This is a genomic window from Streptantibioticus cattleyicolor NRRL 8057 = DSM 46488, from assembly GCF_000240165.1.
Classification (GTDB): Bacteria; Actinomycetota; Actinomycetes; order Streptomycetales; family Streptomycetaceae; genus Streptantibioticus; species Streptantibioticus cattleyicolor.
In genome coordinates, this window is sequence record NC_017585.1 from 1,392,696 (window position 1) to 1,409,468 (window position 16,773).

Annotated in this window: 11 protein-coding genes and 2 pseudogenes; 8 read left to right on the forward strand and 5 right to left on the reverse strand. The window is 75.1% G+C overall.

What is annotated here, in order from left to right; genetic code table 11:
- Positions 1-60: 60 nt before the first annotated feature.
- The gene (locus SCATT_RS33935) at positions 61-1,218 is read left to right on the forward strand and encodes an EstA family serine hydrolase (protein ID WP_014150810.1); all 1,158 of its coding nucleotides are present in this window, start codon (positions 61-63) and stop codon (positions 1,216-1,218) included.
- A 22-nt stretch (positions 1,219-1,240) separates the two neighbouring features.
- Here SCATT_RS33935 and SCATT_RS33940 read toward each other — a convergent pair.
- The 3 genes and pseudogenes from SCATT_RS33940 to SCATT_RS33950 form a co-directional block, all read right to left on the reverse strand.
- Positions 1,241-1,684, reverse strand: a pseudogene (locus tag SCATT_RS33940) (2-phosphosulfolactate phosphatase); the annotation flags it as partial.
- A 41-nt stretch (positions 1,685-1,725) separates the two neighbouring features.
- Positions 1,726-2,727: an alpha/beta hydrolase gene (locus tag SCATT_RS33945; protein WP_041823577.1), complete on the reverse strand. Its 1,002-nt coding sequence runs from the start codon at positions 2,725-2,727 to the stop codon at positions 1,726-1,728.
- 66 nt (positions 2,728-2,793) lie between these two features.
- Positions 2,794-3,024, reverse strand: coding sequence for a hypothetical protein (locus SCATT_RS33950; RefSeq protein ID WP_014150807.1), 231 nt, complete (start codon positions 3,022-3,024; stop codon positions 2,794-2,796).
- 145 nt (positions 3,025-3,169) lie between these two features.
- Here SCATT_RS33950 and SCATT_RS33955 point away from each other — a divergent pair, with 145 nt between their 5' ends.
- From SCATT_RS33955 to SCATT_RS33975, 5 genes are all read left to right on the forward strand, one after another.
- Positions 3,170-5,539 carry a helix-turn-helix domain-containing protein gene (locus SCATT_RS33955; protein WP_014150806.1) on the forward strand — a complete coding sequence of 790 codons (2,370 nt, stop codon included), beginning with the start codon at positions 3,170-3,172 and terminating at the stop codon, positions 5,537-5,539.
- A gap of 99 nt (positions 5,540-5,638) precedes the next feature.
- Positions 5,639-7,324 (forward strand): sensor histidine kinase, encoded by a 1,686-nt coding sequence (locus tag SCATT_RS33960; RefSeq protein ID WP_014150805.1) that lies wholly within the window; start codon positions 5,639-5,641, stop codon positions 7,322-7,324.
- Positions 7,321-8,001: a response regulator gene (locus tag SCATT_RS33965; RefSeq protein ID WP_014150804.1), complete on the forward strand. Its 681-nt coding sequence runs from the start codon at positions 7,321-7,323 to the stop codon at positions 7,999-8,001. The genes SCATT_RS33960 and SCATT_RS33965 overlap by 4 nt, the downstream gene beginning before the upstream one ends.
- A gap of 219 nt (positions 8,002-8,220) precedes the next feature.
- Positions 8,221-8,997, forward strand: a complete 777-nt coding sequence (locus SCATT_RS33970) for an ABC transporter ATP-binding protein (protein ID WP_014150803.1) — start codon at positions 8,221-8,223, stop codon at positions 8,995-8,997.
- Positions 8,998-9,035: 38 nt separating this feature from the next.
- The gene (locus SCATT_RS33975; protein ID WP_014150802.1) at positions 9,036-11,597 is read left to right on the forward strand and encodes an ABC transporter permease; all 2,562 of its coding nucleotides are present in this window, start codon (positions 9,036-9,038) and stop codon (positions 11,595-11,597) included.
- A gap of 30 nt (positions 11,598-11,627) precedes the next feature.
- Here the strand turns inward: SCATT_RS33975 and SCATT_RS33980 are convergent, their stop codons facing one another.
- Complete coding sequence (locus SCATT_RS33980; protein WP_014150801.1) at positions 11,628-12,395, reverse strand: SDR family NAD(P)-dependent oxidoreductase; 768 nt, start codon at positions 12,393-12,395, stop codon at positions 11,628-11,630.
- Positions 12,392-13,876, reverse strand: coding sequence for an MFS transporter (locus SCATT_RS33985; RefSeq protein ID WP_014150800.1), 1,485 nt, complete (start codon positions 13,874-13,876; stop codon positions 12,392-12,394). The genes SCATT_RS33980 and SCATT_RS33985 overlap by 4 nt, the downstream gene beginning before the upstream one ends.
- A 226-nt stretch (positions 13,877-14,102) precedes the next feature.
- On the opposite strand from SCATT_RS33985, the pseudogene SCATT_RS33990 reads away from it, so the two are divergent.
- Both SCATT_RS33990 and SCATT_RS33995 read left to right on the forward strand, forming a co-directional pair.
- Positions 14,103-14,955, forward strand: a pseudogene (locus tag SCATT_RS33990) (helix-turn-helix transcriptional regulator).
- A 295-nt stretch (positions 14,956-15,250) separates the two neighbouring features.
- Positions 15,251-16,714 carry an amidase gene (locus SCATT_RS33995; protein WP_014150797.1) on the forward strand — a complete coding sequence of 488 codons (1,464 nt, stop codon included), beginning with the start codon at positions 15,251-15,253 and terminating at the stop codon, positions 16,712-16,714.
- Positions 16,715-16,773 lie beyond the last annotated feature (59 nt).

Here is a 16,773-nt window from a genome sequence, read left to right on the forward strand (position 1 = left end):
CTGCTAGCCTCGGACGTGCCCGGCGCGGGCCGGGCGACGCCTCACCATCGGGAGGAAGCCATGCCGGAGCACGACACGCCGCGGGGCACCGTGGCCGAGGGGTTCGAACCGGTACGGGACGCGTTCGCCGCGGCCGTGCGGCGGGAGGGCGGCGACCTGGCCGCGCAGGTGGTCGCGTACTGGCACGGCGAACGCGTCGTGGACCTGTGGACGGGGCCGGAGATCACCGGCGACTCGCTGCTGGGCGCCTACTCCGCGAGCAAGGGCGCCGCACACCTGATCGTCGCCCTGCTCGTCCAGGAAGGCGTGCTCGACCTGGACGAGCGGGTCAGCCACTACTGGCCGGAGTTCGCCGCCGAAGGCAAGCGGGAGATCACCCTGCGTGAACTGCTGGCACACCGGGCCGGACTGGTCGGCGCGGACACCGGCTTCACCCCCGACGAACTCGCCGACGACCGGGTCGTCGCCGCCCGCCTCGCCAGGCAGCGCCCGTACTGGCGTCCCGGTACCGCCTTCGGCTACCACGCGCTGGTCGCCGCGGCGCTCACCGGTGAGGTGGTCCGCCGCGCCACCGGCCGGACCGTCCAGGAACTCTTCGCCGAGCGGGTGCGCGACGTCTACGGGGTCGACTTCCACCTCGGACTCCCGGCGGACCAGGAACCCCGCTTCCTGACCGCGCAGCCCCCGCTGGCCACCCCCGAGCGGCTGGCCGCGCTGTCGTCACGCGCCACCGGCCCCCACAGCCTGCCCGGTATCGCGTTCAACCGGAACCACCCGGACAACCCGGAGCTGTGGACACTGCCCAACCTCCGGACCGTCCGCGCCCTCGGACCGGCCTCCTTCGGCGGCGTCGCCTCGGCGCGCGGCCTGGCCAGGATGTACGCGATCGCCATCGACTCGGTGGACGGCCTCCCACCGCTCCTCACGCCGGACACCACCGCCGCCTTCGCGCAGATCCACTCCATCGGCCACGAACTGGTCACCCGCGAGCACAAGGCGTTCACCGCCGGCTTCCACGCCACCTCCGAGCTGTATCCCTCGCTCGGACAAGGCGCGTTCGGCCACAGCGGCGCCGGCGGCCAGCAGGCCTTCGCCGACCCGCGCAACGCCATCGCCTACGGCTACACCCGCCGCCGCTTCCCCTTCCCCAACGGCCCCGCCCCCGAGAACGCCCCCCTCGTCCACGCCCTCCACACCGCCGTCGACCGCCTCCGCTGAGCCCCGCCCCCACGGCGCCCGCTTACGGGGACTCTCTCAGCCCCGCCCCTTCCCGACGCGCCACCATGGCGAACGGGAACCGGTCGGCCTCCAGGCAGAGTTCGACGTCGTCCCGGTGGACCCCCGCGTATCCGCGGCGCACCCCCGCGGCGAGATCGGCCGCCGCACGCGACCTCCGGGCGCGCCGCAGATACGGTTCCACCCCCTCGACACCACCGCCACCGACGCGCCGCGCGACGTACTCCGCACACGCCACGTCCTCCTCCGCCCGCCCCTCCTCACCGGTGACGACGAACGTCACCGCGCCGGAACCCGCCGCCCGCAGGAACCCCGCCGTCGCGCCGGCCACGACGAAGCTCGCGCACAACACGAGTGGCGCCTCCGCGACCGCCAGGACGCCCACGCTGCCCGCGGTCGTCTTCTGCACGACGGTGCGACCCGCCAGGTCGGTCTTCCTGACCAGACCGCACGCCGACCGGCACGGCCGGGCGCGGACGAAGGACGCGGCTACGCCTTCCGCAGCCGGGCGATGATGCCGTCGAGGTCGCGCAGGAACAGCGGGGTGCGCAGCACATGGCCGCCGGGTTCCTCGTGTGCCTCGTACGGGATGCCGGCCTGGTCCAGTGACGCGCGGAACTCGCGCTGGCCGGCGAGGACTTGGGCCTCGGTGACCTGGTTGAACCAGTCGACCGGCTGGCCGCCGGTGCCGGCCACCAGGAAGAGGCGTTTGTCGCGGTAGCTGTCGATGTGTTCCACCGGGTTGTCGGCGCTCACCCTGGCTTCGTTCCACAGTGGGGCGCCGTAGATCGTGCCGCCCGCGAGGTCGGCGACGGCGGAGGAGACGTTGGCCCAGTGGGTGACGAGGCCGAAGTCGCGGCGCAGGCTGGCCGGTCCGGAGTGGGCGCTGACCGAGGCGAAGTGGCCGGGGTACTTGGCCGCGTACTTCAGCGCGCCGAACCCGCCCATCGAGAACCCGGCGACGGCCCGCCCGTCGGACTCGGCGTAGGTGCGGAAGTTGGCGTCGACCCACGGCAGCAGCTGGGTCATGTGGAACGTCTCCCAGTCGCGCGGGCCGGTGTTGGAGCTGACCGGGTCGGAGTACCAGCCGGCGTGGCCGCCGTCCGGCATCACGACGATGATCGGCTTACCGGCCGTCCAGGCACGGATGCCCAGGCGGTCGTACCAGGTGAAGTCGGCGGTGAGGCCGCCGCCGTGGAAGAGATGGAGGACGGGGTAGGTGCGTCCGCCGGTGTCGTAGTCGTCCGGGAGCAGGACGTTGACGCCCGGGTTCCAGCCGATGGCGGCGGTCTGGAAGCGGTAGTAGCGCAGCCGGGGGTCGCGTTCGTCGCGGTCGACGACGCGCAGGCCGAAGCCGTCGCCGGGGGCGGTGGCCGCCGCGGCCCGGGCGGCCGGGGCGAGGGCACCCGTGGCGCCGAGGGCCAGCGCCGCCGAGAGGCCTCCGGCGGCCTTGAGGACGCCTCGGCGGGTGGGACGGTCGTCGTTCACCATGCTCTCCTGACGGTTGACGTGAGGCCGGGCTTTCCGGGCCGGTGGCGTGAACTCCCCGGCGGATGTTCAGTGGTGGTGGCAGGAGACCGCGAAGGACAGCAGCAGGACGATGACGAAGACGGCCTGCAGGCAGGCGACGCCGCCGCCCGGACGTCTGCGGTCGGCCTCCACATGGCCGCCGGGAGGGATGCCGGGATGCCGCTTGGCGTAGTGCTCGATCTGCAGCTCCACGCCCTCGGACTCGGTGACCCAGGGCGTCTTGTAGCCGCACTCGCCGCACCAGTAGCGGTATGCCATCTCGTCCCCTCCCGGCGCTCCCGACCCGTCGACGATGCTGGTCGGCGCGGGGCTCGCCGCACAGGCCAGACGACCGGCCAGATATGACCGGTGGCGGACGGTAGGCTCCTGGCCGGTCGGGCGCGTGAGGGGAGGGGGTGTCGCGGTGGCGGACCAGCTGGGGCCGCTGTTGCGTCGGCTGCGGACGGGGGCGCGGCTGACGCAGGAACAGCTCTCGGAACGGTCCGGGGTGAGCGTGCGGACCATTCGCAGACTGGAGACCGGCAACGCCGTCGACCACCGGCTGGGCACCGTCAACCGGCTGGCGGACGCGCTGGAGGCCGGCCCCGAGGAACGCCGGCGGCTGGCCGCCGTGGTCGGCGGGGCGCAGGACGCGCCGCACGTACCGGTCCCGCCGCCCCCGGTGCGCCCCGGCACCTCGTCGGTCCGCGGGGCGCTCGCCGACCACGCCGGCGAACTCGCCCGCGAGGTCGCCCGCCGCTGGCGGCGCGAGGAGGAACAGCGCCGGGTCCACGACCCCTTCCCGCTGCCGGTGCGCTGGCACGAGGCCGCCACCGAGCTGACCGACCACTCGGAGAACGTCCAGCGCCTCGAACCGGGCGCGACGGCCGGCCGGATCGACCTCAGCGGTGACCTGCGCGCCACCGCCGAGGTCTACCGCAGGATCCGCTCCGGGCGGCTGGTCGTCCTCGGCCGGGCCGGCTCGGGGAAGTCGATCCTGACGATCCGGTTCGTCCTGGACTTCCTGGACACCTGGGCCCCTCCGGACCCGGTACCGGTGATCTTCAGCATCGCTTCCTGGGACCCGACGGCCACCGCGCTGCGGGACTGGCTGATCGGCCGGCTGCTGCGCGACCACCCCCATCTGGCCCGCCGGGTCCCCAGCGGGGAGACGCTCGCCGCCGCGCTCGTCGACGCCGACCTCATCCTGCCGGTGCTCGACGGGTTCGACGAGATCGCCGAAGGGCTGCGGTGCGAGGCTCTGGAGGCGCTCAACGCCACCTCGCTGCCGCTGGTCCTCACCAGCCGCCGCGGCGAGTACGCCGAGGCGGTCCGGGCCACGGGCACCCCGCTGATCTGGGCCGCCGGCATCGAGCTGGCCGACCTCACCCTCGACGACCTGACGGCCTACCTGCCCCGCACCACCCGCCCCGCCGCCCGCGGCGACGACGGGTCCGGCGCCGGCTGGGACGCCGTCCTGGCCCGGCTGGGCGACGGGCGGACCCCCGTCTGCGCCAACCTGGCCGGCGTGCTGAGCACCCCGCTGATGGTCATCCTGGCGCGCACCCTGTACAGCGGGGCCCGCGACCGGGACCCGGCGGAACTCCTGGACGACCGGCGCTTCCCCACCGAACACGCCCTGGAGGAACACCTGTTGGCGGGGTTCGTGCCCACCGTCTACCGCGGCCGGCCCGCCGAACGGTCCGCCGCCGGCCACCCCGCCGGACGGCGCGACCCGGACCCGTCCCCGGAACAGGCCCAGCGCTGGCTCGGCTACCTCGCCCACCGCCTGGTGCTGCCCGACCGCGAACGCCACGACCTCGCCTGGTGGCACATCGCCGGCTCGCTGCGCCGCTCGACGCGCCTCACGGCCGTCCTGCTGGCCTCCGCGCTCTGCGTCGCCGTCGCCGACTGGATCGTCGACCTGCTCGCCACCCCGCTGCGGCCGGTGGAGGTCCTGGTGCAGGGCGCGTTGATGGGGCCGGTCGCGGGGCTGGCCTTCGCCGCGGTGTACGGCGTGGTGGACGCGCTCGGCGGCGGCGTCCTCGAACCGTCCCGGGTGCGGTTGCGGCTGACCGGGGCGCGTGACGGCGTCGGCCGCCGTCCGGCCCGCTCGTTCACCACCCGCTCCGCGGCGGCGCTCGGCGGGTTCGCCCTCGGCGCCGGGTGCGCGTGCGCCTTCGCCCTGGAACGGGCGCTCTACAGCGGCGTCCCGCTCACCGACGACGGCGCGCTCACGGTGACGCTCGTCAACGTGCTCGCCTTCGGACTGATCTTCGGCCTGGCCGCGGGGCTGGTCTTCGGGCTGATGTCCGTGCTCGAAGCGCCGCTGGACGTCACCTCCGCGGCCACCCCCGCCAGCCTGCTGGCCGCCAACCGCGCGGCGGTCAGACGGCAGATCGCCGTCCTGGTACCGCTGCTCACCCTGGCCATCGCCGGTGGCGGGCGCCTCGTCGTCGGCCTGCTGCGGGGCTTCCTCGGACCGATGAACTGGGGGCTGACGGACGGCCTCGTCATCGGCGCGGTCGGCGGGCTCGGCGGCGCCTTCGCCTACGTGTTCTCCTTCACCGCCTGGGGCCACTGGGTGGTGCTGGTCCGCCTCTGGCTGCCGCTGACCGGGAAGCTGCCGTGGGACACGGCCGCGTTCCTGGACGACGCCTACCGCCGGGGGGTGCTGCGCCGGACCGGCGCCGTCCACCAGTTCCGCCACACCCGGCTCCAGCACCACCTCGGCCGCCTCCACCGCGAGCGGCGGCCCGAATACGCGCGGGCCCGGCTGACCGGCCCACGCTGACCCGGCCTGGAGGACGGGGCGTCTCCGCCTTTCGGCAGAGAGACGGATCGCCCCGAAGGCGCACACCTCCGCCGCGCCCGGGCGCCGATACTGGTCCATATGTCGCGTCCCAGCATCGTCCGCCGCCTCGCCCGGTACCGCCGGCCCGCGGGCACCGGACGGGCGGTGGCGGAGACGGCCGGGGCGCTGCTGGCGTCCTTCGCCGTGTACGCGGCGGTGGGAAGGCTCGGACTCCTGCCGCACCCGCGGTTCCAGGCGCTCACGCTCGCCGTCGGCGCCGGGATCTTCCCGCTGCGCCGCCGTCTCCCCGACGCCGTCCTCCCGGCGCTCGCCGCGCTCACCGGCCCCGCTCCCTGCCTCGCGCCGATGACGGCGGTGGCCGCGTACACGGTGGCCCGCGGGACGGACCGGACACGCCGTCTCATCTGGCTGCTGGGCGTGGCCGCCGCGCTCGTCGTCACCGCCGCCACGGTGACCGCGCCCTGGCTCGGCCAGGGGGCGGTGGCGTACGGGTTCGCCCTCGGCCTCGTCCTCGCGCCGACCGCCGTGGTCGTCCCGGGCCTGGTCGGCACGGCGTACGGACAGCGCGGCCGCCTGGTGCGGGCGTTGCGCGAACGCGGCGACGCGGCCGAACGCGCCCGCCGGCTCGCCGACAGCGAGGCCCGCACCCACGAACGGTCCCGCATCGCCGCCGAGATGCACGACCTCGTGGGCCACCGGCTCAGCCTCGTCTCACTGCACACCGGAGGGCTCGAACTGGCCCTCGCCGACGCCGCCCCCGAACTGCGCGAGGAGGCCGCCCTGGTCCGGCGGACCACCCGCGACGCCATGCGCGAACTGCGGCAGACACTCGGCGTCCTCGGACCGCCCGGCCGCGACACCGGCCCCGACGCGCTCACCGACGCGACCGGCACCCGCGCCGACATCGAGGCCCTGGTCGCGCAGTCCGGCCGGGGCGGGATCGCCGTCCGGCTGGAGTGGACGGGGCCCGACCTCGACACCCGCCCGGCAGCGGTACGCCGCGCGGTGCACCGGGTCGTCCGCGAGGCCCTGACCAACGTGCACCGGTACGCGACGGCGGCCCACGTCACCGTCTCGGTCACGCACGACGACGCCACGGTACGGGTCCGCGTCCGCAACGGCGCCCCACCCGGGCCGCCCGTGTCCGGCGAGACCCTGGGCACCGGTCGCGGCCTGACCGGGCTGCGGGAACGGGTGCACCTGCTCGGCGGCGCGTTCGACGCCGGCCCGCTGCCGTCCGGCGGCTTCCAGGTCGACGCGCTGGTACCGGCCGAACCCGGCGACGCCGCCAGCCCCGGACCGCCCGGCTCCGGCGCCCCGGGCCCGGACGACCTGCCCGGCGCGACGGGGCAGCGCGCCGCCCGCGAGCCGCCTGGACGCCGCACCGTCGAGGCGGCCACGCTCGCCTTCGGGCTGGTGGCGCTGTGCGTGCTCATGGTGCTCGGCGTCTCCTTCGTCTACGCCGTCCAGCCGCACGGGCGCGCCGGCCCCGCGCCGCTGCCCCGCGTCGGTATGACCTACCAGGAGATGGCGGCGACCGGCGTGCTGGACAACGCGGCGGTCAGGGCCGCGGCCACCGGTCACGAGCCGCCCCGCCCCGCCGGTGCGGCCGGCTGCGTGTACCCGTTCAACGGCGGCACCGTGAGCCGCCCCGGCGGCCTGACGATCGCCCGCTACTGCTTCGACACCGCTCAACGCCTCATCGCCATCGACCGTTTCACCGTCCCGTCGGTCCGGGACGCCACGCCCTGGGAGACCCCGTGACCGAACCCACCCGGCCGATCCGCGTCCTCCTCGCCGACGACGAGGCGTTGATCCGGCACGGCGTCCGCCTGATCCTCCGGCACGCCGAGGGCATCGACGTCGTCGCCGAGGCCGCCGACGGCCAGGAGGCGGTCGACCTGGCCGCCGTCCACCACCCCGACGTGGCCCTGGTCGACATCCGGATGCCGGTCCGCGACGGCCTCGCCGCCATCGCCCCGCTGCTCGCCCTCGACCCCGCGCCCCGGGTGGTCGTGCTCACCACGTTCGGCGACGAACCCAACGTCCTGCGGGCGCTGCGCGAGGGCGCCGCGGGCTTCCTGCTGAAGGACGACGGCCCCCAGGAGCTGATCACCGCGGTACGGTCGGCCGCCGCCGGCGACTCGGTGCTCTCCCCAGGCGTGACCGGGACGGTCATCGCCAGGATGCTCCGCTCCGGTGCCGCCGACGACCCCGCCCAGGCCGCCCTCGCCGACGAGCGCGTCTCCCGCCTCACCGCCCGCGAACGCGACGTCCTGGCGATGCTCGGCCAGGGACTGTCCAACCAGGCCATCGCCGACCGGCTCGCCATCGGCGTCGGCACCGTCAAGACCCACGTCGGCGCCATCCTCGACAAGACCGGCTCGTCCACCCGCGTCCAAGCCGCGCTCCTGGCCCACCGGTTGGGTCTGTCCGGCTGAACGACCCCCCCGGCCGTCCTCTGCCGAAGGTCGGAGACCCACCGCGCGGGCCTCCGCCCCACGGCCGGGGCGGGACGCCGGGGCACCTTCCTCCGGCAGAGGCCAACTCCCGCCTCCGGGGCGACGTTCGCGCAGGTGGGGGACGTGAGGATGGAAGGGTCCCCAGGTCCGCGACGCTTGCCGCGGCGGACCGTCGTCGCAGTCGCAGGTGGAGTACCCATGCCGCGTCCCTTCCCGTCCTCCGGCCCCTCCGGCACCGCACCGGCCGCCTGTGCCGTCGGTCTGACCAAGGTGTACGGGCGGGGTGAGACCCGGGTCACCGCGTTGGACGCGGTGTCGGTCGAGTTCGCGCGCGGTCGGTTCACCGCGGTCATGGGCCCGTCCGGGTCCGGGAAGTCGACCCTGATGCATTGTGTGGCCGGGCTGGAGCCGGTGACCTCGGGTTCGGTCCGGATCGGGGCCACCGAGCTGGCGCCGTTGGGAGAGCGGGAGCTGACCCGGTTGCGCAGGGAGAAGGTCGGGTTCGTGTTCCAGGGCTTCAACCTGCTGCCGACGCTCACCGCGGCGGAGAACATCACGTTGCCCTCGCTCCTGGCCGGACGGCGGCCCGACGCGGGGTGGATGGAGACCGTGGTCGCCACCGTCGGGCTGACCGGCCGGCTCGCCCACCGCCCCGCGGAACTCTCCGGCGGTCAGCAGCAGCGGGTCGCGGTGGCCCGCGCGCTGGTCTCCCGGCCCGAGATCGTCTTCGCCGACGAGCCGACCGGCAACCTCGACTCACGGACCGGCGCGGAGATCCTCGGCTTCCTGCGCGACTGCGTACGGGAGTTGGGGCAGACGGTGGTGATGGTGACCCACGACCCGGTGGCCGCCGCCCACGCGGACCGGGTGGTCTTCCTCGCCGACGGCCGGGTCGTCGACGAACTGCGCGAACCGGCCGCCGAGACGGTACTCGAACGGATGCCACGGCCCGCCGCCCAGGGCCGCACCCGCTGACACCGCCCCGTCCCCGAACGCCTCCCGAAAGCCCCGCCATGCTGACAACAGCCCTGCGCAACCTCCTCGCGGACAAGGCACGCCTGGTCATGACCGCCCTCGCCATCTGCCTGGGGGTCGCCTTCGTCTCCGGCACCCTCGTCTTCGCGGACTCCGCCGCCCAGGCCCAACGCGCCGCCGCCTCACGGAGCTTCGCGGACATCGCGGTCACCGTGACCCCGAAGGACCCGCCGCCCGGCACCGCCGCCACCCCGCGCACCGCAGTGCTCGACGACGCGCTCGCCGGGAAACTGGCCCGGGTCCCCGGTGTCACCGCCGTACGGCCCTCGGTCGACGGGACGGCCACCCTCGACGCGGCGGACGGCTCCCCACTACGGGCCGGCTCGGCGTGGGCCAACCCGGCCGCCGCCTACCTGCCGGGCCCCGACGGCACGGACAGCCGCTACCCGCTGGCCGAGGGCCGCGCCCCGGGGAACGGCGGCGAACTCGCGGTGGACTCCGGCACCGCCGCCGCCGGCCACCTGCGCCTCGGCGACCCGGTCACGCTGGCCACCGACGGACCGGTCATGACCAAGCGGCTCGTCGGCATCGTCACCACCAAGGACCCCCGGGTGACCGCCGGCGGCACCCTCACCCTGTTCGACAAGGCGACCGCCCAGCGGCTCTTCGCCTCCCCGGGGCGCTACACCGCGATCGACCTGTCCGCGACCCCCGGCACCGACCCGTACCAACTCCAGCGCCGGGTCACCGCCGTGCTCCCGGCCGCCGGGGCCGAGGCCGTCACCGGCGCCGCCCAGGCCGCCCAGCAGGCCGCCTACGTGGACACGCTGACCCGGGGGTACGTGAAGCTGCCGCTGGTCCTGGCCGGTGTGTCGCTGTTCATCGGCTCGTTCCTGATCGTCAACACCTTCTCCACGCTGGTGACGCGGCGCGCCCGGCAGATCGCGCTGCTGCGGGCGATCGGCGCGTCACGCCGCCAGGTGGTCCGTTCCGTCCTCGCGGAGGCGGCTGCGCTCGGCCTCGCCGCGTCGGGCGCCGGTTTCCTGCTCGGCCTCGGCGTCGCCGCCGTGCTGCCCGGTGTCCTCGGTGACGCGCGACACGCCCTGCCGAGCGGCCCGTTGGTGATCGCGCCGCGGTCGGTGGTGGCGGCGCTCGGGGCCGGGGTGGGGGTCACCGTGCTCGCCGCGTGGCTGCCCTCGCGCAGGGCGGCGAAGGTCGCGCCGGTCGAGGCGATGCGCTCGGCCGAGCAGCCGCCCTCCGCCGTCCGGTCCCGGATCCGTGGCGTGGCCGGGGTGGCCGGGCTCGTCCTCGGCGTCGGCCTGCTGGCGTCGCTCACCGGCGCGAAGGACGCCTCGGTGGCCAACCTCCGTGCCGCGATGCTCGGTTGCGCCCTCCTCGTCGTCGGTCTGACCGGGTCGGCGCCGCTGCTCGCCGGTCCGGTGATCGGGGTGGCCGGGCGGCTGACCGGGCGCTTCGGGGTCGCCGGCCGGCTCGCGGTGCGGAACGCGCTGCGCGACCCGCGGCGTACCGCGGCCACCGCCTCCGCCCTGATGGTCAGCACGGCACTGGTCGCCGGGCTCGCCGTCATCGGCGACTCCACCGGGCGGGCCCTCGACCGCCAGGCCGCGGCCGGTCTCACCGCCGACTACGTGATCGGCGCCCGCACCCCCACCGTCGGCATCACCCCGTCCACCGTACGGCGCGTGGCCAAAACCCCCGGGGTGCGCACGGCGGTCCCCGTCGCCGACTCCACCCTGCTCACCGGCGGCCGTCTCCGGCAGATCTCCGGCATCGACCCCGGCGCCGTCGGCACCGTGCTCGCCCTCGACTTCGTCAGCGGCTCCCCGGACCGCCTCGGACCGGGCCGGATCGCCGTCTCCGCGACCATGGCCCGCGAATCCGGCCTGCGCACCGGCAGCGGCCTCGTCGCCGGCCTGGGCCGCGACCACGCCCCCGGGCGGTACACCGTCGTCGGCGTCTACCAGGACAACCCCGTCGCCCACGACGCGCTCGCCACCCGCGACGAGGTCTGGCGGCACGGCTTCACCCCCGGCTCCGCCCAGCGCGTCCTCGTCCGCACCACCGACGGCGCGACCCCGGCCACGCAGCGGCGGCTGCGCACCGCGCTGGGCCACAACCCGCTGCTCACGGTGGAGGACCGGCGGCAACTCGTCGACGAGGCCGCCGGCGTCATGGGCGACCTGCTGACCCTGATGTACGGGCTGCTCGCCGTCGGCACCGTGATCGCCGCACTCGGCGTCGTCAACCCCCTTGCCCTGTCGGTCTCCGAACGCACCCGGGAGATCGGCGTGCTGCGCGCCCTCGGCATGGACCGCGCCGCCATCCGCCGCATGATCCGCCTGGAATCGGTGACCGTCGCCGCGTTCGGCACGCTGCTGGGGCTGGCCGGCGGGCTCTTCGCCGCGTGGGCCGTCGGCGCGCTGGCCAACGGTGCCATGGCGCACTACACGCTGGTGCTGCCCTGGGGAACGCTGCTCGCGGTCTGCCTGCTCTCCCTCGCGGTCGGCGTGCTCGCGGCGGCCGTCCCGGCCCGCCGGGCCGCCGCCCTGAGCCCGCTGGAAGCCGTCGCCAAGGCGTGACGGACGGGGGGCCGGCCACCGACCCCCCGTTCAGATCGCGGTGAAGCCGCCGTCCGCCGCGACGACGGCGCCGGTGACGAAGCTGGAACGGGGCGAGGCCAGGAAGCAGAGCACCTCGGCGATCTCCTCGGGCCGGGCCACCCGGCCCAGCGGCTGCGCGTCGGCGAAGGACGCCAGGTACTCACGGCTGTCGGAGCGGAACGTGTCGAGGAAGTCCGTCTCGACCACGCCTGCGGCCACGACGTTGGCCCGGATGCCCACCGGCCCCCCTTCGACGGCGAGCACCTTCGTCAGCTGGGCCAGCGCCCCCTTGGAGGCGCTGTACGCGGCGCCCTCCGGCAACCCGACGGTGCAGACGTACGAACCCGTGCTCACGATGGCTCCACCGCCCCGCTCCCGCATCGCCCGGAACGCCTCCCGGGCGAAGAGGAACGCCCCCCGGACGTTGACCGCCATCACGTCGTCCCAGTCCCGCGCCGTGGTCCGCGTGAGGGGTTTGTTGAGGGGGCGCCCGGCGTTGTTGACCAGGATGTCGAGGCCGCCGAAGGCGTCCACGGCCGCGTCGACCGCGCGCTGGGCGGTCGCCTCGTCGGTGATGTCGCCGACGAGGGGGCTGACGCCCGGGAAGCGGCCGGGCAGTTCCGCCACCTCCTGGCGCCGGTCGACGGCGACGATCCGCGCGCCGCGTTCGTGCAGCAGCCGTACGGTCTCCGCGCCGATGCCGCGCGCCGCCCCGGTGACGATGGCGGTGCGGCCGGCGAACTCCGCTGTGGTGGCGGTGTGTTGGGGTGTGGTCATGACGCTTCTCCTTGCCGGGTGTTACCGCGCGGAGCGGTGGTGGTGGGCTCCCGCGTGTCCCGCAGGAGCGTGGTGGCGGCGAGGCCCGCGAGGACGACGCCGATGACGACCGCGGTCGCCGGGAGGTATCCGGCCGACGGATCCGCGCCGCCGCCCGCCCGCCGCCCGGCCTCCGTCACCGCGGTGACGACGGCCAGCACCACGGCCCCGCCGATCTGCATCGAGGTGTTGAGCAGCGCCCCGGCGAGGCCCTGGTCGCGGTCGGCCACCCCGGAGACCGCGCTCATGTTCAGCGCGGGGAACGTGGCGGCCGTACCCAGGCCGTTGAGGACCATCACCGGCAGCACCACCGACACGAAGGACGCCTCGGGCCCGATCCGCAGGAACATCGCGTAGGACGCGGCCAGCAGCAGCATCCCCGTGGCGATCACCCGCTGCGTGCCGAACCGGGCCGCCAGACGTCCCGCGAACGGGGCCACCGCGCCGTTGACCAGCCCGAGCGGGACGAAGGCACCGGACGTGGCCAGCGGCGACCAGCCCAGCACGTTCTGCAGGTAGAGCGTGGCGAGGAACGCGAAGGAGGTGTAGGCACCCCACATCGCGAAGATCGTCAGATTGGTGCCGGCGCTCCGGCGCCGGGTGAGGAAGGACAACGGCACCAACGCGTCGGCCCGCCGTGCCTCCAGCCGCAGGAACGCGGCGAGCAGCAGCACCGCCACCGTGAACAGGGCGATGGTGCGCACCGACGTCCAGCCGTGGTCCGGGGCCTGCGCGATGGCGTAGACGCAGACGAGGAGCCCTCCGGTGACGGTCAGCGCACCGGCGACGTCGATCCGCCGCCGCGCGGCGCGCGGCGGGTCGGGCGGCAGCAGCCGGCCGCCGGCGGCGAACGCGGCCACGGCGATGGGCACCGGCAGCGCGAAGACCAGCCGCCACGAGACCTCGGTGAGCGCACCGCCGAGCACCAGCCCGCCGACGAACCCGCCGGCGCCCGCGGTGGCGTACCAGCCCAGCGCCCGCCCCCGCTCGCGCCCCTCCGGCCAGTTGGTGGTGATCAGCGACAGGGCGGCCGGGGCGAGGAAACCGGCGGCCACCCCCTTGACCAGCCGGGCCCCGATGAGCGCCGCGCCGCCGGGGGCGACCGCTCCGAGGACGCCGACCACCGCGAACACCGCGACCGCCGTGAGGAAGGTCCGCCGGCGCCCGAGCAGATCCGCCGCCCGGCCGCCCAGCAGCAGGAACCCGCCGTAGCCGAGCGCGTACGCGGAGACCACCCACTGCAAGGACGCCGGCGACATGCCCAGACCGTGCTGGATCGCGGGGAGGGCGACCCCCACGTCGGACAGGTCGATCGCGTCCATGAAGTGCGAGGCGCACAAGGTCACCAGGGCGAGCACGCCGGGCACCACCGGCGCGGACCGGGCCCGGGGCCCCGCCCGTCCTGCGGTGTCGTGCGCCGGCGTGGAGGCTTCGGCCGTCATCGTGGTGTGTCCTTTCCGGCGGTGGTGAACGGAGCGCGGGGCGGCGGCGTCAGGAGGCGGGCCGCTCGTGGCCATGGCAGACCTCTCGTTCGCGGAGGGGAAGAGTCGTGGTGCGGGGTGTGACGCCACCGAGTCTGGGCCGCGCCCCACCGGCCGGCCAGGACGTCTTCCGCCTGGGTGTGACGCACCCAGGCACCCGGCGCGGGGCCGCACTAGCCTGGAGCCCATGGCCGACAACGACCTCGGAGAATTCCTGCGCAGCCGCAGGTCAGCACTGCGGCCGGACGAGATCGGCATGGCGAGCCACGGCACCCGCCGCGTCCCCGGACTGCGCCGGGAGGAGGTCGCGGTGCTCGCCGGCGTCAACGCCGACTACTACACCCGGCTGGAACAAGGCAGGGAACGCCGCCCCTCGTCCCAGGTGCTCGACGCGCTCAGCCGCGCGCTGCGCCTCGACGACGACGCCCGGGCCCACCTGTACCGCCTCGCCGGCACCGTGCCCGACGAACCCGCCGCCCCCGTACCCGACCAGGTGAGCGCCACCTTGCGGCAGTTGATGGACGGCTACACGCATACGCCTGCCTTCGTCCTCGACCGGACCCTGGACATCCTGGCGGCCAACGCGCTCGCCGACGCCCTCTACGCGCCGTTCCACCCGGCGGACAACCTGGCCCGCATGACGTTCGCCGACCCCGCGGGGCGCACCTTCTACCAGGAGTGGCACAAGGCCGCCCAGGCCGTCGTCGCCAACCTCCGCCACGCCACGGGGTAACGAGCCGGACAACCCGCGTCTGCGGGACCTCGTGGCGACCCTCACCGCCGGCAGCGCGGAGTTCGCCCGCCTGTGGGCCGCCCACCCCGTGCGCGGCAAGACGCACGAGGCCAAGCGGTTCCGCCACCCCGACGTCGGCCCCCTCACCCTCAACTACCAGGCGTTCGACGTGCGGGAGGCCCCGGGCCAGCAACTCGTCATCTACCACGCCGAACCCGGCAGCGACAGCGCGCACGCCCTGCGTCTGCTCGGCTCCGTCCACGCCACCCGGACCCGTCCCGCCCCGCACGGCACGGACCGCGGCTGAACGGGGTTCTCGCGGGGGAGTCCGGCGGACGGCCGCGGACACATGGGCACCGATCGGCGTCCGGAAGGGCACAACAGCGTATGCACGCGGGCGGATCACCGGCGGCCCGGTGCCAGGATGAGACGAACGCACCGGCCCACCACAGGAGTTCAGGCGTGAGCTGGGAAGCGGCGGCCTCCGGCCGCCGCACGCGGACGGCGTCGCGGAGAACGGACAGTGGGCCGCGTACGAATGGTGCCCCCGACGGCGGCCGGTGACCACACCGCAGGCTCGACCCCGCACCGGAAAGGCGGACATGACGGAGAGTTCGGTGCCCGGCGAAGAACTCGCCTGGCTGGACGCGACGGCACAGGCGGATCTGGTACGGCGCGGTGTGCTGTCACCGACCGAGCTGGTCGAGGCGGCGATCGAGCGGATCGAACGGCTCAACGGCAAGCTCAACGCGGTGATCACGCCGTTGTACGAGAAGGCACGCGCCGAGGCCGCGGCCGGCACGCTGCCCGACGGCCCGTTCCGCGGGGTGCCCATGCTGCTCAAGGACATCCTGTGCGACTCGGCGGGCGATCCGGCGTACGGCGGCATGCGCGCGCTGCGCGACCGCGACTGGCGGGCCGCGGAGGACTCCACGCTGGCGGCGCGGTTCCGTTCGGCGGGCTTCGTCTTCTGCGGCCGGACCAACCTCCCCGAACTCGCCACCAGCGTCACCACCGAACCGCTGGCGCACGGGGCGACCCGCAATCCGTGGGACCTCACCCGTTCCCCGGGCGGCTCCAGCGGCGGATCGGCGGCGGCCGTCGCCTCCGGCATGGTGCCGGTGGCACACGGCAACGACATGGCCGGCTCGATCCGGATGCCGGCCAGCGCCTGCGGGGTCGTCGGCCTCAAGCCCACCCGTGCCCGCACCACGCTCGGCCCGCGCTACGGCGAGTACTGGGGAGCGGTCACCCACGAACACGTCCTGACCCGCTCGGTACGGGACACCGCCGCCGTGCTCGACGTCACCGCGGGGATGGCGGCCGGCGACCCCTACACCGCCCCGCCCCCGGCACGCCCCTACCGCGAGGAGGTCGGCGCCGACCCCGGGGCGTTGCGGATCGGGTTCCGCTGGACGCCTCCGGGCGCCACCGAACCGGCCCACCAGGACTGCGTGGCCGCCGTCGAGCACACCGCGCGACTGCTGGAGTCGCTCGGCCACCACGTGGCTCCCGCCCCGGCGGCGGCCCTGGATTCCCCCGCCATGGCCGAGGCGCTGCCGACCCTCTTCGCGGCCATCCTCGCCTGGGAACTCGACCAGTGGTCCCAACGCCTCGGCGAACGGCTGGAACCCGCCGACCTGGAGCCGATGAACGGGTTCCTCGCCGAGACGGGCCGCTCGGTGACCGCTTCCCAGTGGCTCTCCGGCATTCAGGCCTGGCAGCAGTGGGCGCGCGGCGTGGCGGGGCTGTGGGAGGACGGCCTCGACATACTGCTCACCCCGACGCTGCCCAACCCGCCGCTCCCGCTCGGCGAGTTGGCACCGGACGCCAAGGATCCGGCGGAACTGGTCGCCGGTGTCGCCCAGGGCATAGCGTTCACCCTGCCCTTCAACGTCACCGGCCAGCCCGCCGTCTCCCTGCCCCTGTACCACGGCTCCGACGGACTGCCGATCGGCGTCCAACTCGTCGCCGCCTACGGCCGGGAGGACCTGCTCATCCGGCTGGCCTCCCAGCTCGAACAGGCCGCCCCGTGGTCCGACCGGCGCCCCGCGTTCTCCGCGTAGCGGATCAGCGCGCCGGGACCGGTTCGAGGCCGGGCGGGTCAGCAGGACCGTCGACGGCC